The organism is Vibrio sp. 2-1-2a, from assembly GCF_032648565.1.
Classification (GTDB): Bacteria; Pseudomonadota; Gammaproteobacteria; order Enterobacterales; family Vibrionaceae; genus Vibrio; species Vibrio diabolicus.
In genome coordinates this window covers 628,606-653,191 of sequence record NZ_WBOH01000001.1, presented here as the reverse complement: position 1 = coordinate 653,191, position 24,586 = coordinate 628,606, and the positions used below count along the sequence as shown (strand labels likewise).

General features: G+C 44.9%; 22 protein-coding genes and 1 pseudogene. 14 read left to right on the top strand and 9 right to left on the bottom strand.

Annotated elements, in window-relative coordinates; all coding sequences use genetic code 11:
• From F7Y48_RS03030 to F7Y48_RS03010, 5 genes are read right to left on the bottom strand one after another with little or no spacing between them, the layout of a single operon-like run.
• Positions 1-561 carry a hypothetical protein gene (locus tag F7Y48_RS03030; protein ID WP_161443470.1) on the bottom strand — a complete coding sequence of 187 codons (561 nt, stop codon included), beginning with the start codon at positions 559-561 and terminating at the stop codon, positions 1-3.
• Entirely contained in the window at positions 561-818 is a 258-nt protein-coding gene (locus F7Y48_RS03025) for an acyl carrier protein (RefSeq protein WP_005382279.1), read from the bottom strand. Before F7Y48_RS03025 ends, F7Y48_RS03030 begins: the two co-directional genes overlap by 1 nt.
• A gap of 15 nt (positions 819-833) precedes the next feature.
• On the bottom strand, positions 834-1,094 hold the full coding sequence (locus F7Y48_RS03020) for a phosphopantetheine-binding protein (protein WP_005382278.1): 261 nt from the start codon (positions 1,092-1,094) through the stop codon (positions 834-836).
• A gap of 13 nt (positions 1,095-1,107) precedes the next feature.
• Positions 1,108-1,875 (bottom strand): lysophospholipid acyltransferase family protein, encoded by a 768-nt coding sequence (locus F7Y48_RS03015; protein ID WP_085343439.1) that lies wholly within the window; start codon positions 1,873-1,875, stop codon positions 1,108-1,110.
• Entirely contained in the window at positions 1,872-2,600 is a 729-nt protein-coding gene (locus tag F7Y48_RS03010; protein ID WP_182019047.1) for a beta-ketoacyl synthase chain length factor, read from the bottom strand. Before F7Y48_RS03010 ends, F7Y48_RS03015 begins: the two co-directional genes overlap by 4 nt.
• A 77-nt stretch (positions 2,601-2,677) precedes the next feature.
• On the opposite strand from F7Y48_RS03010, the gene F7Y48_RS03005 reads away from it, so the two are divergent.
• The 4 genes from F7Y48_RS03005 (at position 2,678) to F7Y48_RS02990 (ending at position 6,384) form a co-directional block, all read left to right on the top strand.
• A complete protein-coding gene (locus tag F7Y48_RS03005; protein ID WP_005390458.1) occupies positions 2,678-3,076 on the top strand; it encodes a hypothetical protein in 399 nt (132 codons plus the stop codon).
• 27 nt (positions 3,077-3,103) lie between these two features.
• Positions 3,104-4,171 carry a methyltransferase gene (locus tag F7Y48_RS03000; protein ID WP_243327091.1) on the top strand — a complete coding sequence of 356 codons (1,068 nt, stop codon included), beginning with the start codon at positions 3,104-3,106 and terminating at the stop codon, positions 4,169-4,171.
• A 7-nt stretch (positions 4,172-4,178) separates the two neighbouring features.
• A complete protein-coding gene (locus F7Y48_RS02995; RefSeq protein WP_253643804.1) occupies positions 4,179-5,423 on the top strand; it encodes an NAD(P)/FAD-dependent oxidoreductase in 1,245 nt (414 codons plus the stop codon).
• 220 nt (positions 5,424-5,643) lie between these two features.
• Positions 5,644-6,384: a transglycosylase SLT domain-containing protein gene (locus tag F7Y48_RS02990; protein WP_316680933.1), complete on the top strand. Its 741-nt coding sequence runs from the start codon at positions 5,644-5,646 to the stop codon at positions 6,382-6,384.
• A gap of 9 nt (positions 6,385-6,393) precedes the next feature.
• Here F7Y48_RS02990 and F7Y48_RS02985 read toward each other — a convergent pair whose 3' ends face one another.
• Positions 6,394-7,698, bottom strand: coding sequence for a hemolysin family protein (locus tag F7Y48_RS02985; protein ID WP_316680931.1), 1,305 nt, complete (start codon positions 7,696-7,698; stop codon positions 6,394-6,396).
• A gap of 176 nt (positions 7,699-7,874) precedes the next feature.
• On the opposite strand from F7Y48_RS02985, the gene F7Y48_RS02980 reads away from it, so the two are divergent.
• The 9 genes from F7Y48_RS02980 (at position 7,875) to F7Y48_RS02940 (ending at position 20,657) form a co-directional block, all read left to right on the top strand.
• Positions 7,875-9,083, top strand: a complete 1,209-nt coding sequence (locus F7Y48_RS02980) for a DEAD/DEAH box helicase (RefSeq protein ID WP_316680929.1) — start codon at positions 7,875-7,877, stop codon at positions 9,081-9,083.
• A gap of 253 nt (positions 9,084-9,336) precedes the next feature.
• A complete protein-coding gene (locus F7Y48_RS02975) occupies positions 9,337-9,999 on the top strand; it encodes a potassium channel family protein (protein ID WP_074191034.1) in 663 nt (220 codons plus the stop codon).
• Positions 9,996-11,363 carry a TrkH family potassium uptake protein gene (locus F7Y48_RS02970; protein ID WP_316680927.1) on the top strand — a complete coding sequence of 456 codons (1,368 nt, stop codon included), beginning with the start codon at positions 9,996-9,998 and terminating at the stop codon, positions 11,361-11,363. Before F7Y48_RS02975 ends, F7Y48_RS02970 begins: the two co-directional genes overlap by 4 nt.
• Positions 11,364-11,719: 356 nt before the next feature.
• Positions 11,720-14,704: a M6 family metalloprotease domain-containing protein gene (locus F7Y48_RS02965; RefSeq protein WP_316680925.1), complete on the top strand. Its 2,985-nt coding sequence runs from the start codon at positions 11,720-11,722 to the stop codon at positions 14,702-14,704.
• Between the two features lie 173 nt (positions 14,705-14,877).
• Complete coding sequence (locus F7Y48_RS02960) at positions 14,878-15,690, top strand: sugar transporter (protein WP_316680923.1); 813 nt, start codon at positions 14,878-14,880, stop codon at positions 15,688-15,690.
• 176 nt (positions 15,691-15,866) lie between these two features.
• Positions 15,867-17,336, top strand: coding sequence for a protein adenylyltransferase SelO (locus F7Y48_RS02955; RefSeq protein WP_316680922.1), 1,470 nt, complete (start codon positions 15,867-15,869; stop codon positions 17,334-17,336).
• Positions 17,337-17,548: 212 nt separating this feature from the next.
• A complete protein-coding gene (locus F7Y48_RS02950) occupies positions 17,549-18,547 on the top strand; it encodes a TRAP transporter substrate-binding protein (protein WP_005390503.1) in 999 nt (332 codons plus the stop codon).
• Between the two features lie 70 nt (positions 18,548-18,617).
• Positions 18,618-19,292 (top strand): TRAP transporter small permease, encoded by a 675-nt coding sequence (locus tag F7Y48_RS02945; protein ID WP_005390505.1) that lies wholly within the window; start codon positions 18,618-18,620, stop codon positions 19,290-19,292.
• Positions 19,293-19,295: 3 nt separating this feature from the next.
• Entirely contained in the window at positions 19,296-20,657 is a 1,362-nt protein-coding gene (locus F7Y48_RS02940; RefSeq protein WP_005390510.1) for a TRAP transporter large permease, read from the top strand.
• Between the two features lie 42 nt (positions 20,658-20,699).
• Here the strand turns inward: F7Y48_RS02940 and F7Y48_RS02935 are convergent, their stop codons facing one another.
• The 3 genes from F7Y48_RS02935 to F7Y48_RS02925 form a co-directional block, all read right to left on the bottom strand.
• Positions 20,700-20,882: a hypothetical protein gene (locus F7Y48_RS02935; protein ID WP_041853050.1), complete on the bottom strand. Its 183-nt coding sequence runs from the start codon at positions 20,880-20,882 to the stop codon at positions 20,700-20,702.
• A 78-nt stretch (positions 20,883-20,960) separates the two neighbouring features.
• Complete coding sequence (locus tag F7Y48_RS02930; protein WP_005390512.1) at positions 20,961-22,298, bottom strand: sigma-54-dependent transcriptional regulator; 1,338 nt, start codon at positions 22,296-22,298, stop codon at positions 20,961-20,963.
• A gap of 4 nt (positions 22,299-22,302) precedes the next feature.
• Complete coding sequence (locus F7Y48_RS02925) at positions 22,303-24,108, bottom strand: ATP-binding protein (RefSeq protein ID WP_316680919.1); 1,806 nt, start codon at positions 24,106-24,108, stop codon at positions 22,303-22,305.
• A gap of 40 nt (positions 24,109-24,148) precedes the next feature.
• On the opposite strand from F7Y48_RS02925, the pseudogene F7Y48_RS02920 reads away from it, so the two are divergent.
• A pseudogene (locus F7Y48_RS02920) lies at positions 24,149-24,361 on the top strand (hypothetical protein).
• The last annotated feature ends 225 nt before the right edge of the window (positions 24,362-24,586 follow it).

The window sequence follows — 24,586 nt, the reverse complement described above, 5'->3', positions numbered from 1 at the left end:
TTAGTGTTCCTTTCGAACAAATTGACGCACGATCCATTCTCCAGCGAACAAGCCACCAGCAAGTAAGTAGCTGATGAGGCCGTTATAAAGCGTCCATATTTTTACTGGTAGGAAACAGGTATAGAGTGCAACGGCAGCGTTGAGCGTAAAAAAAACGCACCAAACCATCGTGACTTTGCGTGTGTAAGCCACGCCACTAGCCGGAAGGTCAGGCTCTTGCAAGCGAGCAAGCCTTTCAATGATTGATTGCGGCTGTTTTAAGCTCAGTCCAAAGACACACAGCATACATACATTGACAACCACAGGGTAAAACTGAAGCCACCCGTGTTGTTTAAACACCATGCCAAGTGTAATTAGAACAATGCCAACAGCGCCCGTAGCGAGCGCCAAGAATTTAAACTCTTTTAGTGGGGTCTTATTTGCGATGAAAACACGCAAAAGTAACGCAGCAATTAACAAGCCCCCGACTAAGTTCAAGCCAAATTTATCTATACCGAAATAGACGGCGAAGGGGTAGGCAAACAGTACAATTGCAGACAGACCAGTCAGCAATTGGCGCATTAACTTTCCTTCAATAACTCAGTGACGGCGTTAACCACATCGTCAACGGTTCTTACAGCACTAAACTCTGCTGGCTTGATTTTTTTGCCAGTGACATTCTGTAGGTGTACGACCAAATCAACGGCGTCAATGCTATCAAGGTCGAGATCTTGGTATAAGTGCGCATCTGACTGAATGTCGGCTGCGTCAATTTCGAACAGCTCAACAAGCGCATCTTTAACTTGTTCAAATACTTGATCTTTATTTACATCAGTCATGAATATACCTACAACTTATTCATTAGTTTGAGAAGAAACGTATTTCGCTAGGTTTGCTACAGAAGCAAAGTGTTCGCGCGTGTTTGAGTCGTCGGCATCAATAACGATGTTGTATTGTTTTTTAATTGCGAGTCCAAGCTCAAGTGCATCGATAGAATCTAAGCCAAGTCCATCACCAAAAAGTGGTGCATCCGTTTCAATATCATCTACGGTTAAATCTTCAAGGTTTAAAGCATCAATAATAAGTTGCTTAATGTCGTTGTGTAACTGTTCCACTGGGACCTGCTTATTAATAAAAGTTTTCTGGAAAAATGTTTTCAGCTAGGTGCTGTTGTAAGCGTCGCGCCGCTATTGTCGGCGACGTAGTTTGCTTTATAAAAGGGTCAATCTCAACTTTATCCTTAACTTCAACCCTGAAAAAAGGCTTTGTTGCCGGTACTTGATACCATTTTTTCTCTTTTGTGAGGAAACTTGGCGTTACTGTAATATGGACAACCCTTAAATCTCGCTCTGTTCTTACCGCAATTTGTGCTGCGCCGCGTTGTAATTTTGGTTCTACACCAGGTGTTGTTCTTGTCCCTTCAGGAAATATAAGCAACACGTTGCCTTTGTTAAATCGTTTATCACAAAGTGCTAATAAATCATCCGGCGCTTCATTGGGAATATATCCGGCTGCTTTTACGATGTGCTTCATAAAAGGATTCGACCATATTGCCGATTTTACTAAACAGTCGCAGCGATTTAATTGTGAAGCAATGAGAACGTAATCGATTAAACTAGGATGGTTGGCAACAATTAAACAATTACGATCTTGTTGAAGAATATCGGCACCAATAATTTCGTAATCGATTGCTCCACTTAACTTCATCAATTTACAAAAGGTGTTGAATGAATATCGAATGGCACCTTGAACTTTATATTCACGTTCGGTTTGATCCGAAACGAAAATACGAATGGTCGGAATAACAATGAAGCTTAGTGCTAAACCACCTAACCCAAATACTGAAAAACAGAAGCCGGTTGCTAGCACACGCCAATACTGATTTAAGCGACTCATTGCTTTTGCCATTCCCAAATTTGTTGCGGAGCGTGAATAGTCCACTGATTTTCATCTGACAAGTAGTGTTGCAAAAACGCTAAGCCTTGTGGCAACGGGTGGTTTGAGCATTTTGCACTGATGCCGCTTTGCACCGTGAAGCCATCTCCATGAGAAAGTATCAAGCCGAGTCCAAACCCTTGGTATTGTTGGTTTTCATATTCTAAATAAGAGTCAGGCATAGGCTCATCAAAATCAACAAGCAGGACTTTTTTGTCAGGATTGTCGGACAAAAACAGCCATGCTTCTAATATTGCACTTTGGAATGTGTTTTCTGCCGCAGCGATCGAAGTTAGGGGGATGGGCTGTTTGGTTGCAATAGTGGCAAGCCCTGCGGCGGTATTATGCACTGACTGAGAAAAAGCCATCGGAGACGCTTCTTCACCGTTAATAATATCTTTAACTAACGCGACACTGCGATGCAATTCGCCATGACGACTCGAAAATACGAGGTAATCAACCTGATGTTGATTAAGCAATTCGATTGCCGTTTGCACTGCCAGTTTGCTAAGTGGACTCATTCTTCTGCGCATCATCGCAGGAATATCTGCAACATTGATTTTGCCATCTTCTGGCCATGTTATCTCTGTTGCCCATTGTTTCCATTCATTGGATTCGGATAAACCGAATGAATTCGCTGTCCACGCATCAATATTGAACGAAATGTTGATCTTCGAGTTTGGCATATTGGGTTAAATTGTTTATTTTACAGCTCGATACAAATTGGGCTTTACCCAAAGTCATAATAAAAAAGGAAATTATCATGTCGCGTTTTAAGCTGTATGTCTCGTTATTATTAACTTTGCTTCTTGTCGGTTGTGGACGAGTACAACCTGTAATGAATGTGGAGGATACTCCAGTTGCTTATGATCTTCAAAATAAACAAGTAAAAATGGCCATTGTGCAATCGGCAACCAACCGAGGTTGGACGATTGAAGAAGTAAGCCCAGGCGTTCTTATTGCAAAAATTCACGTTCGTAAACACTTTGCAGAAGTAAAAATTCCATATAACAACAAATATTACTCAATTATTTATCTCAACTCAGTAAATCTAAAAGCCAGTGATGGCAAAATCCATCGCAATTACAATCGTTGGATAAACAACTTGAATGTTGATATTCAACGAGCTATTGCATTGTTAGGCTCTCAGTCTAAACAATAAAAATATTAATTGCAGTTAGGTTTTTCCGTGTTAAATCAAAATAATGACCCTTTTAATGCTTTTGAAGCAAAAACAGAAGCTCAGAAGTTATCTTTTGCACCAATCGTGTTCCAGACCGCCAGAACGCTCCGAGATTTAGGTATTTTAGCCGCGCTAGACAGCGCCGGTTCACAAGGCATGAGTGCCACGGACATTGCCAAGAAAACGGGCGTGTCAGAATATGGTGTCAAAGTATTGTTGGATATGGCGATTAGCGCACATATTGTTTTATGGGAAAGACCTAACTATTCGCTTGCGAACCTTGGTTTTTACCTTCTTCACGATGGTATGACGAACGCAAACATGGATTTTACGGCTGATGTCTGTTACGCCGCGATGATGCATCTGACGGAAGCGATTCAAGAAGGTAAGCCTTCAGGTTTGAAAGAGTTGGGCAATTGGGAGACGATTTATCAAGGTCTGTCGACGCTGCCAGACCAAGCTAAGCAGAGTTGGTTTAAGTTCGATCACTTCTATTCGGATCGCTCGTTTCCATTACTGCTTAAAGAAGTGTTTGCAAGCAAGCCAAAGCACCTCGTAGATATTGGCGGAAATACCGGGAAATGGGCTATTCAGTGTTGTAAGCATGATCCTGATGTTGAAGTTACCATTGTCGATTTGCCGCAGCAATTAGAAGTGGCGATGTCAAATGTATCAGAAAACCAGTTCGCCGAGCGTGTACGTCCATACCCTGCCAACATGCTTGATAAAGCACAAACATTGCCTGAGCATGCTGACGTATGGTGGATGAGCCAGTTCTTGGATTGCTTTTCACCAATTGAGATCCTAAATATCCTTAAAAAAGTCAAAGCCCAGTTAACGAAGGGAGATACTATTTACGTATTAGAGCTATTTTGGGATGCCCAAAAATACGCGGGTGCTTCCTATAGTCTTAATGCAACCTCTCTCTACTTTACCTGTTTAGCCAACGGCAATAGTCGTTTTTATCGCAGTGATGATTTCTTAGAAATTGTCGAAGCGGCAGGTTTATCTGTCGTCGAAAGAACCGACAACATTGGCCTTGGTCACACCTTATTAAAATTACAAGCAAACTAAATTCAGAATGAAAACAGAGCTCAAGCAAGTTGTCGTCGTAGGAGCGGGCCCATCTGGCTCCACCGTTTCTGCGTTATTAAAATCGCGTGGCATAGATGTCGTTGTCATAGAAAAAGCCACCTTTCCACGTTTCTCTATCGGAGAAAGCCTGCTTCCTGCATGTATGGAAGTTGTCGAGCAAGCCGGAATGACCAATGCGGTAAAGCAGTTTGGCTTCCAATATAAAGATGGCGCTGCATTTCGTCGCAATGGTGTTTACACCCAGTTCGATTTTACGGACAAATATACCCCAGGGCCGGGTACGACGTTTCAGGTGCAACGTGCCAGTTTTGATAAAGTGCTCGCCGACAGTGCCGCAGAGCAGGGCGTCGATATTCGTTATCAACATGAGCTAGTTAGCTTGGCGTTTGAAGGCAAAAAATCGCGCTTAGAAGTTGTTGGGCCGAATAAACAGACCTATCAAATCGAAGCTGATTTTGTTTTGGATGCGAGTGGTTTTGGCCGTGTTTTGCCACGCTTGTTGGATCTTGAAGAGCCTTCTTGTCTTCCTCCAAGAAAAGCGATATTTACTCACATTGAAGATCGTATCTCTCCACAAGAGCCAGAGTACGATCGTAATAAAATTCTGATTTCCGTGCATCCTGAAAATCACGATGTATGGTACTGGCTAATTCCATTCTCGAATGGTACATGTTCGTTTGGTGTGGTGGGTGAGCCTGAGTTTTTCGAGCAATACCCAGAAGATAAGCTTGCAGCTTTGCAGCAGTTGGCGAATGAAGAGCCGGGGTTGGCTTCTTTGTTGCGAAATGCGAATTACCCAAATCCAACAGGAGAGTTGGGTGGCTATTCAGCGAACGTCAAACGTTTAGCGACAGAAAACTACGCACTGCTTGGTAATGCCGGGGAGTTTCTTGATCCTGTGTTTTCATCTGGCGTTACTATTGCCATGAAGTCAGCGGAATTTGCGGCCGATTGCGTAGCTCGTCAATTAAATGGTGAAGTGGTTGACTGGCAAGAAGAGTATTCGGAACGCTTGATGGTGGGGGTGAACACATTCCGTACTTATGTGGAGGGGTGGTACAACGGCACATTGCAAGATGTGATTTTCTACCAAAACCCGAATCCACGTATTAAGCAGATGATTAGCGCGATTTTGGCTGGGTACGCTTGGGATACAAACAACCCTTACGTAAAACAAAGCGAACAACGTTTGTCGACGCTCGCTGAGCTGGTTCGAGAAGCGGAACTGTAAGAGTATAAATTCTCTTAGCTGAGGATGCGTAAACCTAGGTCTTACCGAGAAATTGGTAAGACCTTTTTTATTCTCGACAATACCTTTTTATTTGTACTTCGAGCTTACTGGAGACATCTTGACCACTTGTTTCGAGGTGTATCGAATTTGAGAAAATTTATAGTGATTGTGATCACATACATACTCATTGTTGCTGATATTTATATTAAACGTGTAGGAAATGGATTACATTTTGGGAGTGTTCCCTAAATCCGGCTTCGTTGTGAAAACGGTTTATAAGCAACTGTATAAATTAGTAAAGTTCCAAAAACTGCACCAAAAAAAAGATAAGTTTCTTGCCAAATCAATTCGCTTGGTGAGTTCGAACCATCGACTGCGCCAAACACTTCCTTTACTTTCTCGAATTGTCAAAGAACACGACGCGTCAACGATCTCTTCGGTTGTTGATCCCGAGAATGCGGTGGCGTGGGGAGGCAAAGTTTCTCCAGAGTTCAAATGCAAAGTCATCCGTATTAGTGAAGAGCTGGAGATCAACCCTAATCATCTGATGGCCTGCATGGCATTTGAAACCGCTGAAACCTTCAGTCCAAGCATCAAAAATGGTTCAGGAAGTGGGGCGACAGGGTTAATTCAATTTATGCCCTCTACCGCTGAGTCATTAGGAGTGAGTACGAAAACTCTTGCGAGGATGAGCGCGGTCGAGCAACTTGACTATGTAAAAGCCTATTACTGGCCATATCGCCATAAAATTAATAGTCTGGAAGATACGTATATGGCAATTCTCTATCCTGCTGCGATTGGCAAACCGTCTTCTTTCGTTTTGTTCAAGCAAGGCTCGATTGCATACCGACAAAATGCGGGTATCGATCGTCACAATACAGGAAAAATCACGCTTAATGATGTTTCCTATAAAGTACGGAAAAAACTAGAGAAAGGTTTACAGCCCAATTTGATGGGATAGGGCCGTGCTTTATTCCACTTCGCTATTGTTGGTTGATGTATCGGTGTCTTTGGTGACTCTGACTTGCATAATGCGATGTTTTTTAACGAGGAGTATGTCAAATCGCCAACCTTGGTAGTGAATGTGCTCCCCAACATTTGGGACTCGACCATAAAGCCATGTCAAAAGCCCATTTAATGTTTGAAAGCCTTCTCGCTCTTCGCCTTCTATGCTGCTCAGTTCGAGTTTATTCTTGAGCTCATTGAGCGGGATCAACGCGTCCATCAACCAACTGCCATCTTTTTGTTGTTTGGCCCACACTTGCTGTGGCGCCATGCCCAGTTCTCCAGCAATTGACTTTAACAAGTCGTAAAGGGTTACTAGGCCTTGTACATCACCATACTCATCGACAATAAAGACCATTTCCGCACTGGTTTGTTGCATGTAGTTAAGGAGAGGTAACCCTTTCATGGACTCGGGTACAAAACGCGGACGCTTGAGCTGTTTAGCCAGTTTACTGATAGACAATTCGTCATATTCATCGAGCAGGACTTTGGATGAAATGGTGCCAATAATATTGTCCAAACTACCCTTACAGACTGGCCATACGGAGTGTTGGGTTTGGCGAAGGTCAGTAAGGATGACATCAATAGGTTGGTTGGCATCTAGGTAATGGATATCGCACCGTGGTGTCATTAGCGATAATGCTAAACGATCGTTAAGGTGGAGTAAGTTGCGAATCATCAATTGCTCTTGTGGCTCAATCGCACCGGACTCAGAGCCTTCGCTAACAATAGCAAAAATATCCTCCTCGGTAACAATCTCACCGTTGCTGTCGTTTTGGCGCAATAATCGGAGAAAAGTATCGGTTGAAAATGTCAATAAGAAGACAAAAGGAGTGGTGAGCTTGGCGAGCCAGTGGATCGGATAAGCTACGATAATAGCGATGGTTTCTGCGTTGTTTTGTGCAAAGCGCTTGGGAACGAGTTCTCCCACCACAATCGCGAAGTAGGTGATCATGAGCACGACGCTCGTCGTTGAAAGTACCGTTGCTATCTCTCTTTCTAGCCCTTGGGTTACTAACCAATTTTCGAATGGTACTGAAAGCGTTGCTTCACCAAAAATACCACTTAATAGCCCGATGACGGTAATGCCTATTTGGATCGTGGAAAGAAACTGAGTCGGATTGTTTTTAAGTTCGAGCGCTAAAGCGGCAGAGGCGTTGTGTTCTGCAATTAATTTTAGCCTTCCGCTTTTGGCTGCGACTAGAGCGATCTCTGACATCGCAAACGCGCCATTGAGTGCGATTAATCCAACCAGCAGTAATACGTCCATAACGTTTCCCAGTAATGTACACGTTAGCAGCATAACTAGATTCACGCGCAAGAAATGTGATGTTGCGAGTAAATCATGCAGCGCTCTATTATCGGGCTCTACGCGCATGAATCCTTCTGTTACTTCACTGGGATTCTGATACACTACGCGCCCATTTCCTCTGTTGAGACGTTTCTATGCCATTTTCTAAGCTTGGTTTAAGCGCATCGATTACTGATGCAGTAAAAGCGCTAGGTTATGAAAAACCGACCTCTATCCAGCAAAAAGCCATTCCAATCGTACTGCGTGGTAGCAACTTAATTGCCGCAGCACAAACGGGGACAGGTAAAACGGCCAGTTTTGTTCTACCAATCTTAGAAAAGCTTAGCCAAGGCGAAACGCAACGTAAAAAACGTGCTCGCGCTATTATTCTTACGCCCACACGCGAACTTGCGCTTCAGGTTCATCAAAGCATTGAAGCTTATGGTAAAAACTTACCGCTGCGCTCAATGGCGATGTTTGGTGGTGTGGATTATGCGCCACAAAAACAAGCCTTGATCGAGGGTGTCGATATTGTGGTAAGTACGCCGGGACGTTTGATTGACCTGTACGGTCAACGCGCTATTCACTTTGATGAAGTGGAAATGCTAGTGCTTGATGAAGCGGACAAAATGTTGGACATGGGATTCATCGATGCGATCGATAAGATCGTCGATTGCATGCCAGAACATGTTCAAAGTCTGCTGTTCTCGGCAACGCTATCTAACCCTGTTCGTGATTTGGCGAAAAACGCGATTATTGATCCTGAAGAGATCACGATTGCAAAGCACAGTGCATCTAAGTCGAACATCAAGCAGTGGATCACCACCGTCGATAAGGACATGAAGTCGTCGCTGTTAAGTCACATGCTCAAAGAAAACGACTGGTCACAAGTACTGGTATTTATTGAAACCAAACACGGTGCTGCCAAGCTTGTTAGCCAACTTGAAAAGCGCGGCATTGTGGCTGAAGCGTTTCACAGTGGCCGTAATCAGCGTGTTCGCCAGGAATTAATAGAAAAGTTCAAAGCCGGTAAAATACAGTACCTAGTCGCAACTGGTGTTGCAGCGCGCGGTATTGATATCGATAACTTGCCCGTTGTTATTAACTACGACTTACCGTATCCAGCAGATGAATATGTACACCGTATTGGTCGTACTGGTCGTGCTGGCGCACAAGGTGAAGCGATCTCATTAGTCTCAAAAGATGACTTTAAAAACCTTTGTATGATCGAGAGCCGTTTAGGGCACTTGCTAGAGCGAGTGGAAATTGACGGCTTTGCACCAAGAAAGCCAGTGCCGATTTCTATTTTAAATTACGTACCTAAGAACAAGCGTAAACCGCACGATAAGCGCGAATCAAAATAGTCTGTTTTATCTCTACGATCCAAAAGCCGCATTGTTGCGGCTTTTTGCGTTTTAGGGAGATTCACTCATGGGTTGACAGTGTTGGCTTTTATGCCGTAATGAGGAAAAAAGTTAATTTATGTCATACGCTTAACACTCAAAGTGAGTCAGCTTTCGTAAAGCTTTTGTCAATTCTCTGTCCTCAGGTTTGCACAAGGTTAGGAATGGGCGCAGACTTTTTTGCTTGCTAGTGAATGCATAAGATGAGGCATAAATGAAAACAGGTGATAAGCAATTCGCCGTTATTGGTCTTGGCCGATTTGGTTTGGCAGTATGTAAAGAGCTACAAGATTCAGGAGCTCAAGTTTTAGCGGTTGATATCAACGAAGACAGAGTTAAAGAAGCTGCCAGTTTTGTTAGTCAGGCAATTGTGGCTAATTGTACTCACGAAGAGACGGTTGCTGAGCTTAAGCTTGATGATTACGATATGGTGATGATTGCTATCGGAGCGGACGTTAACGCTAGTATTCTCGCCACACTGATCGCCAAAGAAGCGGGAGTGAAGTCAGTATGGGTTAAAGCCAACGATCGATTTCAAGCGCGTGTCCTGCAAAAGATTGGTGCGGACCACATTATCATGCCTGAACGTGACATGGGGATACGTGTCGCGCGTAAAATGCTCGATAAACGGGTTCTTGAGTTCCACCCTTTAGGTAGTGGCTTAGCCATGACGGAGTTTGTGATTGGATCTCGTTGGATGAGTAAGACATTAAGTGACCTAGCACTGTGCAAAGTCGACGGTGTGCAAGTACTCGGGTTTAAACGGGGCCCAGAAATTACCAAGGCGCCAGACCTTAATACCAAGCTGGAAATTGGCGATCTCATTATTGTGGTTGGCCCGCAAGATGCGCTGGCAAATAAATTAAAATCACTATGACGCAGTTTCATCAAAAAGGCGTTTTTTACGCGCCAGATGGTAAACGAGAAAAAGCAAAGGGTAACGAGCCGCGGATTATATTGCTGAGTTTTCTCGGTGTGTTGCTGCCTTCTGCCGTGCTGTTAACCTTGCCAGTTTTTTCTGTTACAGGCCTTTCGATAACGGACGCTTTGTTTACCGCAACATCCGCCATCAGTGTGACAGGGCTTGGTGTTGTCGATACCGGGCAACACTTTACGTTAGCCGGGAAAATCTTGCTGATGTTTTTAATGCAAATCGGTGGATTGGGGCAGATGACGTTGTCGGCGGTTTTACTCTATATGTTTGGTGTGCGTTTAAGCTTACGCCAGCAGGCGTTAGCGAAAGAAGCGCTAGGGCAAGACCGACAGGTCAATTTAAACCGACTGGTGAAGCGGATTGTGATTTTTGCGCTTGTCGCAGAATCTATTGGGTTTATTTTCCTTTCCGTTCGTTGGGTTCCTGAAATGGGCTGGCAAACTGGCATGTTTTACGCGTTATTTCATGCGATTTCTGCGTTTAACAACGCAGGGTTTGCTCTGTTTTCAGACAGTATGATGAGCTTTGTGAATGACCAGCTGGTCATCTTTACCCTGGCCGGGTTATTCATTTTTGGTGGGCTTGGTTTTACTGTTGTCGGAGACATCTGGCTGAACTGGCGTAAAGGTTTCCACTTTTTGCATCTTCATACCAAAATCATGCTTATCGCGACACCGATATTGCTCTTTGTTGGGACGGTGATGTTTTGGTTACTCGAGCGGAGTAATCCAAATACAATGGAATCGTTACCTTTGGCTGGTCAATGGTTGGCGGCATTCTTCCAATCCGCTAGTGCTCGGACGGCCGGGTTCAACAGTGTCGACTTGGCGCAGTTTACCCAGCCAGCTTTATTGATCATGATTGTTCTGATGTTGATTGGTGCTGGGTCCACCTCAACGGGGGGCGGCATTAAGGTTTCCACATTTGCCGTTGCGTTCATGGCTACGTGGACCTTTTTGCGCCAAAAGAAACATGTGGTTATGTTTAAACGAACCGTAAACTGGCAAACCGTGACTAAGTCACTCGCCATTATCGTTGTGAGCGGCGCCATTCTGACAAGCGCGATGTTTTTATTGATGCTCACAGAGAAGGCAAGCTTTGATAAGGTCATGTTTGAAACCATTTCCGCATTTGCGACGGTAGGACTTACCGCTGGTTTGACGGCAGAGCTTTCTGAACCTGGCAAGTACATTATGATCGTGGTGATGATCATTGGTCGTATCGGGCCTCTCACGCTTGCCTACATGTTGGCCCGCCCTGAGCCTACCTTAATCAAATACCCAGAAGACGCCGTTCTTACAGGTTAAAGTAGCGTTTATCTGCACCCCACCGACCATAACGAGCACTGATTAATAGCAGTGCTCGTACATTTATAAAATATGTGGGACGTTGCCCAATTTTATCTACAAAGTCTCAGAAGTTTATTTCTTCTTCCTTTTGTTTCGATACTATTCATTCACTCAATTTATACCCTCGGAAGCCACACTTACAAAAGTATTTGGGCATCCGACGCTTTTGTAACGTGATGTTAAATAATATTGTGTTATCTGAGCGAATTGATACCAGCCTTAGTCGTTAGCCACTCAACCTCATTCTATGTTTATGGGTTACTGTGTACTGGCTGTGCTTGGTATTAAACGAATCGAAAAGATGGAGCCGTACTTTGAAATTCAACACACTCGCCTTGACTATGCTAACTGCGCTTCTTGCAGGTAAGAGCATGGCAACTACTCCGCCATCACCAGTTTGGCATACTATTGCGTTGAGCGATGGTACCTCTAGTGAGGCAATTTTACGCGGCACTGCCGATTTCCACTGGTTTGAAGATAAACAAGGTAATGCCTTGGTTCATGAAGATGGCATTTGGTTTTTTGCACAGATTCAGCGCGAGTCAGACATCCCAACGTTACGCTCGACGGGTGTTGCTAAAACTCAATCGAGTGATGCGCCTGAATCGGCGAAGTTTCGCCCGGATCTACAAGTTAAGCCGCAGTTATCTTCTCTAAAAACCATTGAACCGATGGCGCGCCAAAATCTATTGCGTTCGGCGCAAGGTTATCAGGCGATGAGTAGCTCATCGGTGAAGCAGCAACCACTGTTGGTTGTGCAAGTCTCCTTTGATGATCAAGCGATGGTGCATGACTTCGAACAACGTGTGTTTAATACCGATGGCCAAAGCGTTATCGATTATTTTGATAAAAACTCTCAAGGGAAATTCAAAGTTGTCCCTGCGATTGAGAGTTATGGTACCGCGAATGATGGTGTGATCAATGTGACCGTGGCGCAAAGCCACCCAAATTGCCACTCTAGCTCAACTGACAAGACTTGTACTGCCAAGTTGAATGCGGTCTTCACCGAAGCGTATCAAAAACTGGATCCGTACTTTAATCTTTCGGCTTACGACAGCAATCAAAATGGTACCGTAGAACCGTCAGAACTCTCAGTTATGTTTATTTTTGCGGGTGGCGACCGTTCAACCGGATTCCTTGATCGTCCTTCTATTTGGCCTCATAAATTCTCTCACGACTATGTGACACTAGATGGCAAAAAAATTGCCGATTATTGTGTGTTTGCTGACTACCAAGTTGATCATCAAGCGACGTTAGGCGTGATCGTACATGAGCTTGGCCATTTAATGCTTGGCTTGCCGGATTTGTACGCAAGGAACAGTGATGCCTCGATCGGTTCTTGGGGCGTGATGGGCGGTGGTTCATGGGCACAGAAACCGGGAGACTCATACGCAGGAGACACGCCAGTGAACATGAGTGCGTGGAGCAAACACGCCGCTGGTTTCGTAGTACCAACGATCACTCATGAAAGCCCGATGCCTATTTCCGTGAACAACGACGATGTCAAACTGGTGTATCTCGACCCATACTTGAAAGAGTTTGGCCCACGCGTTTATTTGGAAAACCGTACCTTTAGCGGTTACGACCGAGCATTGGCGGCAGAAGGCATACTAGCGACGTCGGTTAATGTCCAGAATCGCTTTAACGATGTTGGCGCGATGCAGGTTCAAATCATGCAGGCCGATGGTCTGAATGAGTTAGAACATGATGGAAGCAGTGATGCCGGCGATTTGTATCCTAATGGTGGCAATGTCATTTCAGATACATCGACCCCAGGTCTGAGAGCGATCGCCGGGTTTGATACTGGGGTTCGTATTTCCAACATTGCCAGCAATACCAACGGCGGCAGTTTTTCTCTTGAGCATATAAACGAGCCAAATAAATCGGCATGGTTGAACTCTCTTCACCAAGGTTATGTGTACGCAAGTGGCAGTAACACTCTGGCGGTATCATTGGATTTGAATGCTGAGACAAAGCTCGATGGTCTTCAACTTTACGCGCAAAGCGATAGCGCTCAAAGTGACATGACTTATCGAGTATGGCGATTCCCATTCTCAGGTAACGTGGGCTACCGATTAATATTGGATCAGAACAATGCTGAACTTTTACAGCAAGGTAGCTTCCAAAAGCCATCCCGAATTTTATTCCCTCAACCAAGCCAATTAAGTGCGGGTCAGCACCTGTTAGTAGTGGAATTAGAAGGCGGTGAATTTGAATCGAACTTTGACTTTGGCCGCTTACTAAAAACTGAAAAATCATCCCTGCCTGTAATGTGGACTGGTAATTACAACGAGATAGGTACGTTTGGTTTAGAGCAAGCCGGATTCTCTTATGTTCCGTTCGCAGCACTCTTGAATGTGGAGGCGAACAACATTGTTGAAGCGAAAGCTGATTCACTGCAAACCGATAAGAATACGCCAATCGATCTGAACCTGATGGACAATGATTTCATGGCCATAGGATATCAGTTCAATGTGGACATTGTGCAGAAGCCTGAGCACGGCACCATTTCTGGCAACCAATACCAACCTGAAGCTAACTTCGTTGGTTTGGACAGCTTCCAATATCGTTTGCTGTCTACGGACGGCGTGTATTCGTCTTCGGTTGTGAGCGTGCAGGTCGAAGTACTTGGTAGTAATGAAGCACCAAAAGCGCTCATCGATGTGGATAGCCAAAAGATTACTGCTGGACAGAAAGTAACATTGTCGGCGGCAAACAGCACAGATGCGGATGGCGATGTGTTGAACTACCGATGGGAGCAATTGGCTGGTACTTCAGTTTCTATCGGAAATTCGACCAGTGCTACGGCAAGCTTTACAGTGCCTCAAGGTATAAAAGCGGGTGAGGTTCTGACATTCCGTCTAACTGTTACTGATCCAAGTAATGAAACCTCCAGTGCTACCGTCAATTTAACCATGCAAAACGCAGCGCCAGTCACGTTAGCAGATACGGCGACCGTTGCCGTTGGTGAAAGCATTGTGATTGATGCTGCTGGCAATGATTCGGATGTGAATGGCGATAAACTGGTTGTAGAAAGCGTACAGAACCTAACGGGCGTGGGAAGTGCGAGTGTAGAGAATGGTAAAATTCGTTTTCAAGCTCCGGATAGTGCGGTTGATAACATCAAGCTGCAATACACGGTTTCAGATGGCAACGGTGCTACCGCAATAGGTGAAGTGACCGTTACGGTTGTCGCTTCCTTGAAAACAACGACATTCAAGAACTCTGAAGGTAGTGGCAGTGTTTCTTATTGGGCTCTGATGTTACTTGTTGCATTGGGCTGGCGACGCCGCGTCTAAAACGATATCGAATTACGTTATAAGCCACTCACATTGAGTGGCTTATTTTTGTACCCGTTTTGCTTCCTAGTACCTCTCATTATCTTATGAGATGTGTTTCTCATTATTTTTAAAGCGATTTTTCTATTCAGCGGTTACCCTATGGGCAGATTTTTATAAATTAAGGATGTTGTATGTCAACCGAGGACTTTTCTGTTTCGGCAATATGCCGAGAAGCAGCAGTGATGGTCAGAAGGAACCTACTCGCAATTGTCATTGCTTGTATTCCATTGATCATCGTGCACTCAATTTTTGTGTTTATGTATCCTGAAATGACGGGGCAAGATCAAGCGAACGCTCAAGAAGGAAACATCGCGGGATTTTATTTCGTCACAATCATTTTATACCCACTTGTTGCCGCGATGGCGGCTGTGCGTGTACACCGAGTTTATTTGGTTGGCGATTACATGCACTCAGCGTTGGATGTATTTCGCTTGTCAGCCAGAGAATTCCGTTTCATTGGCTGGTGGATATTATTTGGGTTGATGATGATGCTCGTCATTGGTATCCCAATCTTTGTGTTGTCGTTTCTCTATATTGCAGAAAGTGGTGAACCTGATTTTGTCGCCATGGCGTTTATCACAACGGTTGCAAGCATTCCGGGCTATTGGGTGATGGCGCGCTGGTCGTTCGTGTTGCCAGCGACCGCAATGGATCATCAGCCGCGCAGCTTGCGTCGTTCGTGGAACCAAAGCAGACCATACAACAAACAAGTATTCATTTTGATGGGCTTAATTCCATTGGGCGCGGGATTGCTCAGTCAGCTTATCTTTAGTCACTTTACTAACCTCTTCATGCTGAGTCTTGTGGGTGTTGCTTATGGTATTTTCGGTGCGTACCAGTTGGCTTTGTTATCGTTGAGCTATAAAACGGTCGTGGATATTGAACGCGCTCGTTTTGATACACCATCAGAGCCACCAAAAACGGGTGAAGAGTTTTCCGCTTAATCATTTGATCGCTTTTACATGCCACTTCCGTTTGTGAGGTGGTATGCAGCGGGTTAATACCTTCCTACCGCCTTCGCGTTATTCACGCAAAATACCCATGCCCATTTCATGGCTGAATGACAGTGACGTTCACACGTATACTGACAGCAGTACTTCTTTTTATTAAGGAACCCCACATGTCCATTTGGCAACGGGTCAGTTTCACCCATCGCTTTAGTCAATTACCGTCAGCTTTCTATACTTTGGTCGAGCCGCAACCCTTGGATAACACTCGTTGGGTAGCTTGGAATGGTGAGTTTGCGCAGCAGTTTGGTTTACCAGCAGAGCAAAGCGATGAGCTATTGGCGGTTTTTTCTGGGCAAAGCGAATTCGAACCGTTTCGCCCTCTGGCGATGAAATACGCAGGACATCAGTTTGGCGTTTACAACCCAGACTTGGGCGATGGACGTGGATTGCTGTTGGCGGAAATTGAGCATCAAGATGGCACTTGGTTTGATATTCACCTTAAAGGCGCGGGGCTAACCCCCTACTCGCGAACGGGGGACGGCAGGGCGGTGTTGCGCTCAACCGTTCGTGAGTATCTATGTAGTGAAGCCATGGCAGGGCTTGGGATCCCGACGACCCGTGCTCTTGGCATGATGGTCAGTGACACGCCGGTTTATCGCGAGAAAACAGAATTCGGCGCAATGTTGATTCGTATGGCGGAGACCCACGTGCGTTTTGGCCATTTCGAGCATTTTTTCTATACCAATCAATTGGCAGAGCAGAAGTTACTGGCGGACAAAGTGATCGAGTGGCACTTTGCTGATTGTGCATCGGCAGAGAAGCCATACGCTGCAATGTTTGGTGAAATTGTTCAGAAAACAGCGGACATGATTGCTTATTGGCAAGCGTATGGGTTTGCTCATGGGGTAATGAACACCGACAACATGTCGATCCTTGGTCAAACGTTTGATTACGGCCCGTTTGGTTTTCTTGATGATTATGAGCCGGGATATATTTGTAATCATTCCGACTACCAAGGCCGTTATGCATTTGACCAACAGCCAAGAATTGCGCTTTGGAACCTATCAGCACTCGCGCATGCGCTATCGCCACTCGTTGAGCGAGAAGATTCAGAAGCGTCGTTGAGTCAATTTGAAGTCCGGTTGAGTCAGCAGTTCAGCCGCCTAATGCGTGAGAAGTTGGGTTTAAAAACCAAGATCGCGGAAGATGGACGTTTATTTGAAGCAATGTTTGAGCTCCTTCACCAAAATAAAACGGATTACACTCGCTTCTTTAGAACGCTTTCAAATCTTGATACTGATTCTTCTCAAGCCGTAATCGACTTGTTTCTCGACCGAGAAGCTGCGCGAGCTTGGCTTGATCTGTACTTAGCTCGATGTGAGCTAGAGGTTGATGAACTAGGGGGCCTGATTTCAGCCGAACAGCGTTGCGAAAAGATGCGTCAAGCCAATCCCAAATACATCTTGCGTAACTACTTGGCTCAGTTGGCGATTGATAAAGCGGAAGAAGGGGACTTTAGCGAATTACACCGATTGGCCGAACTGTTAAAGCGCCCATTTGATGAGCAACCCGAGTTTGATGATTACGCGAAATTGCCACCAGAATGGGGGAAGAAAATGGAGATAAGCTGTTCTTCATAAATGGGTCATTTCCCACCCATTTGAATCTTTTTCTTGGGTGGAATTCACTCGTTATACTCTGTGTTCATGTTGATGGGCTTTGTTAAATTATTGAAATATATATGAATTTTAACATGGTCCATTAATTGCTCTTTGTTGAACATCCGTACCCATCGCCTAATACCTAGTTATTCATGGACGGGATGGGATGTGATTCAACAAGGAGAATAATAATGTTTAAGCCTCTAACTCTACTATCTGTCTCTGCGCTTGCTGTAACGAGCTTTAACGCTGCCGCGAATTGTGACCCAGGTGAAACGGTCATCAAGTTCAGCCATGTAACGAACGCGGACAAACACCCAAAAGGTATTGCGGCTTCGTTACTTGAAAAACGCGTTAACGAAGAGATGAACGGTAAAGTCTGTATGCAGGTGTTTCCGAACTCAACGCTTTACGATGATGATAAGGTGTTGGAAGCACTACTAAATGGTGATGTTCAACTCGCTGCACCTTCTCTTTCTAAGTTTGAGAAATTCACCAAAAAGTACCGCCTTTTCGATCTGCCTTTCTTATTCGACGATGTCGACGCTGTTGACCGCTTCCAAAACTCTGAAGCCGGTGAAAAGCTGAAAAACTCAATGAAACGACGTGGCCTACAAGGTATTGCGTTTTGGCATAATGGCATGAAGCAAATGTCAGCCAACAAGCCGCTCATTTCTCCAGCCGATGCTGAAGGGCTTAAGTTCCGTGTTCAAGCTTCGGACGTTCTCGTTGCTCAGTTTGAACAGCTAGGCGCAAACCCGCAAAAAATGTCATTCAAAGAAGTGTACGGTGGCCTGCAAACTAAGGTTATTGATGGTCAAGAAAATACTTGGTCAAACATCTACGGCAAAAAGTTCTTCGAAGTTCAAGATGGCATTACGGAAACGAACCACGGGATTCTGGATTACCTAGTGGTGACGTCAAACGACTTCTGGAAAAACTTACCAGACGATCAGCGCGAGCAGCTAAACACAATCATCCAAGAGGTGACAGCGCAGCGTAATGCTGAGTCGACCAAAGTGAACCTGGCGAACAAAAACAACATCATCGAAGCTGGTGGTGTGGTTCGCACGTTAACGCCAGAACAGCGCCAAGAATGGGTCACTGCACTTCAGCCAGTATGGAAGAAGTTTGAAAAAGACATTGGTTCTGACCTAATTGAAGCCGCTTTGGCTTCTAACCAAAAATAATAACGCCTAGCACGCTTAGCCCTCTCGATTAGAGGGGGCTCTTTTCCCCTACAGACGACGTGATGTAATTATGGAACAGACTTTTTTTGCCAAGGCTGGACGAATCACCGATGCCATTGAAGAGACTTTGATTGCTTTCTTCTTAGGTGCCATGACCTTGTTAACCTTTGCCAATGTCATCTTTCGTTATGTCTTTAACGACAATATTCTTTGGGCGCTTGAGCTCACCGTCTTTATGTTCGCATGGATGGTGTTGGTCGGCGCTTCTTACGGTGTGAAAAAACACTTTCATATTGGTGTTGATGTGATTATCAACATAGTGCCAGAGGGCAAACGAAAAGCCTTGGCGTTATTCGCTGCAATATGCTGTTTAGCCTTCTCTATTTTGCTTTTAATTGGCTCTTGGAACTACTGGTATCCGTTCGCCACAGACCGAGCGTGGTATGAAACGGATGATATTCCAATGCCGGAAATGCTTCAGTTTATGGCGGATTGGTTAAACGAGGGAGAGCGTTACGAAAAGCTGCCACGTTTTATTCCTTATTTCGCTTTACCGCTTGGTATGGCGTTGCTAACGCTGAGATTTGCTCAGGCAACATGGCAAATTGCTACCGGAAAGCTCGACCGACTGATTGCAGGGCATGAAGCGGAAGAAGAGCTAGAGGCGCTTCAAGAAGAGATGAGTGATGCCGGTGATCTTATGGCTCCAAAGGCCTCAGACAATTCTAAGAGCAAGGAGCAATAAGCCATGGATATCTTATTTCTATTTTTGATGGTGATTGGCTTCATGCTCGTCGGCGTGCCAATCGCAGTTTCTCTGGGTCTTTCCAGTATTCTTTTCCTTTTGATTCATTCGGATGCGTCTTTGGCGTCTGTTGCTCAAACGTTGTTTAATGCATTTGCTGGACACTACACTCTATTAGCAATTCCATTCTTCATTTTAGCTTCAAGCTTTATGTCGACAGGTGGTGTAGCAAAACGGATCATTCGTTTCGCGATTGCTATTGTAGGCTGGTTCCGTGGTGGTTTAGCGATGGCTTCGGTTGTCGCGTGTATGATGTTTGCCGCGCTATCAGGTTCATCTCCAGCAACGGTTGTTGCCATAGGTAGCATCGTTATCGCAGGTATGATCAAAAACGGTTACTCAAAAGAGTTTGCGGCCGGCGTAATTTGTAACGCAGGTACGCTAGGGATTTTGATTCCGCCGTCTATCGTTATGGTAGTTTACGCTGCCGCGACTGATGTATCAGTTGGACGTATGTTCCTCGGTGGTGTGATACCGGGTTTGTTGGCTGGCGTCATGCTGATGATAGCGATCTATATTGCTGCCCGTATTAAGAACCTGCCAAAACAACCATTTGTCGGTTGGAAAGAGACGTTTGATGCAGCTAAGGATGCAAGCTGGGGCTTGTTGCTGGTGGTGATCATTCTCGGTGGTATTTATGGCGGTATTTTCACCCCAACAGAAGCCGCTGCAGTTGCTGCTGTGTACTCGTTCTTTATTGCCAACTTTGTATACAAAGACATGGGGCCATTTGCTGATAAGCAAAATACTAAGCCTGCATTAGTCAAAATTTTTCACACCTTCGTTCATAAAGACACCAAACACACGCTGTATGAAGCGGGTAAACTCACCATCATGCTGCTTTTCATTATTGCCAATGCGTTAATTTTGAAGCACGTTCTCACGGAAGAACGCATCCCGCAAATGATCACAGAGTCAATGATGTCAGCTGGTTTAGGACCAATCACCTTCTTGATTGTGGTGAACGTATTGCTGTTGATTGGTGGCCAGTTTATGGAGCCATCAGGCTTATTGATCATTGTTGCACCACTGGTGTTCCCAATTGCGATAGCACTGGGGATCGACCCAATTCACTTAGGTATTATGATGGTGGTGAATATGGAGATAGGTATGATAACACCACCTGTTGGGCTCAACTTGTTTGTTACTGCAGGTGTCGCCAAAATGTCGATGATGAATGTAGTAAAAGCCGCACTGCCATGGGTGGCGGTGATGTTCCTATTCCTCATTATTGTAACATACGTGCCATGGGTATCGACTTGGTTACCAACCACCTTGATGGGGCCAGAAATCATCACTAAATAATGGCTCCAGATATTTGAAGAAAAACAAAAGAGGTGTGATGATTCACACCTCTTCGTCTATGGGTTTGTAGCTTGGCCTACGAGGGTCTGGGTGGACTCGCCGCTCGTAGCTTCGCCACTTCTTTTTATTCTTGCGCCGCTCCTCGCCTGAACGTCTCTCTTCTTGATATTGCCCGTCTACCATCACGGTATCTGTAATGATCGGTATTCTCACTTTCTCGTTCATATCCGTAACAACCATGATGAATCAGTTATTAAAAATTATGATTCAAGTTGGATATAATACCAATCCTTGAGAATCGTTTTATTTATAGAGCTCTTTATCTATTTGATAGCGTTGCATTTTGTCATACAGAGTTTTTCGAGGCACATTCAATTGCGCCATTGTCTGTTTAATGCTGCCGTTATTTTCCAGTAATGCGCCTTCAATGGCTGCTCTCTCGAACTCTGCTACTTGTTCTGCAAGACTTGAAGAAGGCTTGGCAACTGGAGTCGATTCTCCTAACTGAATTAATTTACCCAATAGCACGAAACGCTCTGCTGCATTTCTTAGCTCGCGAACATTGCCTGGCCAGTCATGGTTCATCAGTTGGGCGAGGTCGTGGGATGACAAGCTAGGAGAGCTTTTACCGTAACGTGAAGCCGCTACCAATAGGAAATGATGGAAGAGGGCAGGGATGTCTTCTTTCCGTTCACGCAGTGGCGGGAGGTCTAAGGTAACCACATTCAGTCGATAGTAAAGATCTTGGCGAAAGGTTCCCTCTTCAGCAGCGCGTTTCAAATCGACTTTGGTTGCGGCAATTACTCGAATATCTAAGGGCAAGAGTTCATTCGAGCCGACACGCTCAATCACACGCTCTTGCAGTACTCTCAGTAAACGGATTTGGGCTTGGATTGGCATTGACTCGATTTCATCCAAGAAAAGTGTACCGCCTTGAGCAAATTCAAACTTACCGATACGGCGGCTTTCTGCGCCAGTAAATGCGCCTTTTTCATGCCCGTAGAGTTCGCTCTCAATCAAATTCTCTGGTACTGCACCACAATTTACTGCGACAAAGTTTTGGTTCCGTCGAGAGCTTTGCTCATGCAAAGAGCGGGCGATTAACTCTTTACCTGTACCAGTCTCGCCAAACAATAAGATATCTGCATCAGTATCGGCGATGTGAGCAATGGTTTCGCGTAACATTTGAATGCTAGACGTTTCTCCGATAACACGAGGTCCGAGCGTTTTACTTGCCTTGAGAGACAGGCGTAACTTCTCGTTTTCAACCGTTAATTGGCGCTTCTCAATGGCGCGCTTGACGGTTTCAACTAGGTGCTCTGGTGGGAATGGCTTTTCGATAAAATCATACGCTCCTTGGTGTAACGCATTAACCGCCATGGAGATATCGCCATGACCAGTAATCATAATCACGGGAAGATGGGTGTCTTTTCGTACAAGGGTATTCAGTAAATCCATCCCTGAAATACCGGGTAAGCAAATATCGGTAATCACCACACCTGGCTCGGCTCCCTGCTTAATGGCGAGTAAGGCAGATTCAGCGTCTGGAAAGAATGTGGCATCGATATCTGCCAATTCAAACGTTTGTTCTATTGCCAGTCTAAGATCGGCTTCATCATCAATAAAAAACACCTGACACATGATCTCATCCTTTTGATTGTTCTGTGTTGTTAGGAGCGATAGGTAAACACAACGAAAATCGAGCTCCGCCTTGTTCTCGATTTTGGGCACATAATCTTCCGTTCATACTGGCTAAGATTTGTTGCGAGATGGAGAGCCCTAAACCTAACCCATTTTGTTTGGTAGTTAGGAAAGGCTCACATAAGTCCGAAAGTGAGAAATCTCCAAGCCCTGGACCATTGTCATCTACATGAATCCAAACCAAACCGGCATGTTCGTCTTGCTCTACGGATAACTGTACTTGTTTGTCTTGTTGCTCTTTGAGAGCCTCTATCGCATTGGTCAGCAAATTAACCAATACTTGTTCAAGTTGAATGATATTGATCTGAACTTCAACATCGTGCTCTGGTACCTGCGTTTCTAGCGTGACACGTGCAGATTTAAGTGCGGGTTTCATCAGCTCTTTGACTGAGGCAATTACTGGAAACAAACGAGATTGAGCCAGCTCGTTTCCACTGGTTTTTTTAGCGAAAGAACGAAGCTGCTGACTGATGTTTGCCATACGATCAGTGAGGGCTGAGATGCGAGTTAGATTATCTTCCACTCGCTCATATTTTTCTTTTTGGAGGAACAGCTTGCCGTTTTCAGCAAAGCTGCGAATGGCCGCAAGTGGATTATTCAGTTCATGACTGATACTGGCTGACATTTGCCCCAATACTGCTAGTTTCGCAGCTTGAACGAGTTCGTCTTGCGTTAGGAGAAGTGTTTGTTCGGTTTCAATTCTCTGGGCGATTTCTGCTTGCAATTCTGCGGTGCGAGCCATGACTTGATATTCAAGTTTTTGATTGGCCTCTTGTTGAATTCTCTCAAGTTGTAAGTGGCGTTGTTGACGGTGATAGATGAGCTGGCCAATTAAAAACAACACTGTGAATGCAAGAGTAAGTACAAAAATGTAACCCATAGTGAGCCAGACGATAGACTGCTTAGGAGATAGTACACGGATGGTCAGCTTGAGCTCTGGTAGGGGCAACGAAGAGACCACCAAGGTCCCTTTGTTATATGGGTAACCTTGTTTTAGCTCAGAATGCGTTTCCTCCACATTGCCCACCAATCCTAGAGTTTCAATTGGCTCATCAAGGTATTGTCGGCTTGCCCAAACTTGTTTTCTTTCATTCTCAGTCAGTGGTTGTAAGCTTTTGAGTAGCCAATCACTTCGGCTGCTCATGAAAACAATCCCGTGCGGATCGCTCGCGACGAACACACTATTTGGCTGCTGCCAGTTGTCTTCTATCTTACTCAAGTCCATCTTAACCACGACCACACCAAGGACGCCGCCCGCGTATATGATCGGATAAGAATAGTAGTAGCCACGCTTACCCGAAGTCGAACCCAGCGCGTAGTATTGGCTTCGTTCCCCAACGATTGCTTGTTTGAAATAAGGGCGGAACGCAAAATTTCGTCCAATAAAAGATCGCTCTTTACGCCAGTTGCTGGCCGCGACCGTCGTACCCCATTGATCGATTAAATAGGTATCTGCCGCTTCAATCACGTCATTAACGGATTCTAAATACCGATTGGTGAGTTCCAGTTGGGCACTGTTATTTGGATGCAGTAACGCTTGATGGAGAGGGTCATCTTTAGCCAGAAGGTTAGGGATATGGGCGTATTTATCGAGTTTGTTTTTAATATGACTAGAAAATTGCTCAAGTTGGGACTGGTGTTTATCAAGCAATGATTGATAACTAGTCTGCCAAACCCAATGACCACCTATGATTGCGCAAAGGAAATAGAGGGCAAAAAAAGTCAGCAGAATCCGGTTTTTTTGCGACATCCTTACACTCCTTAAACCTTTCCTTTGGTCACGTAAGAAAATGTTAATAGTTTGTAGGGAGGATTAGGGATTTAGTTTTCAACTCTGTGGAGTAAAACAAGAGCAAGATCTCTTTTTAGGCTTTTCGATAAAAAAACCGGTCTATTCTCTTGAAAAAGTCGCTATTGTCCCCATTCTAGATATGCTGACGATACTTAGACGGTGTTTGAATCGCATTTTTGAAGAAAAAATGGGTCAGCATTCGAGAATTTAGCGCAGACAATGTCCACATAGTGGCTATTGGCTCGACAGGGTTGCGACAGATCGCTAGAATGTCGCGTCTAAAAATTCTGTCCTGAGGCTAATAGGAGATACCTTTGGTAATTTTTATCGAAGATATCACTGATTAGTCCGGTACTGACAAACAGTATCGATACTCGATTTAAATTAGGTGTTCGGACAGAACACTACACAAGGATGAAGCGTAAGCTCCGCTGAG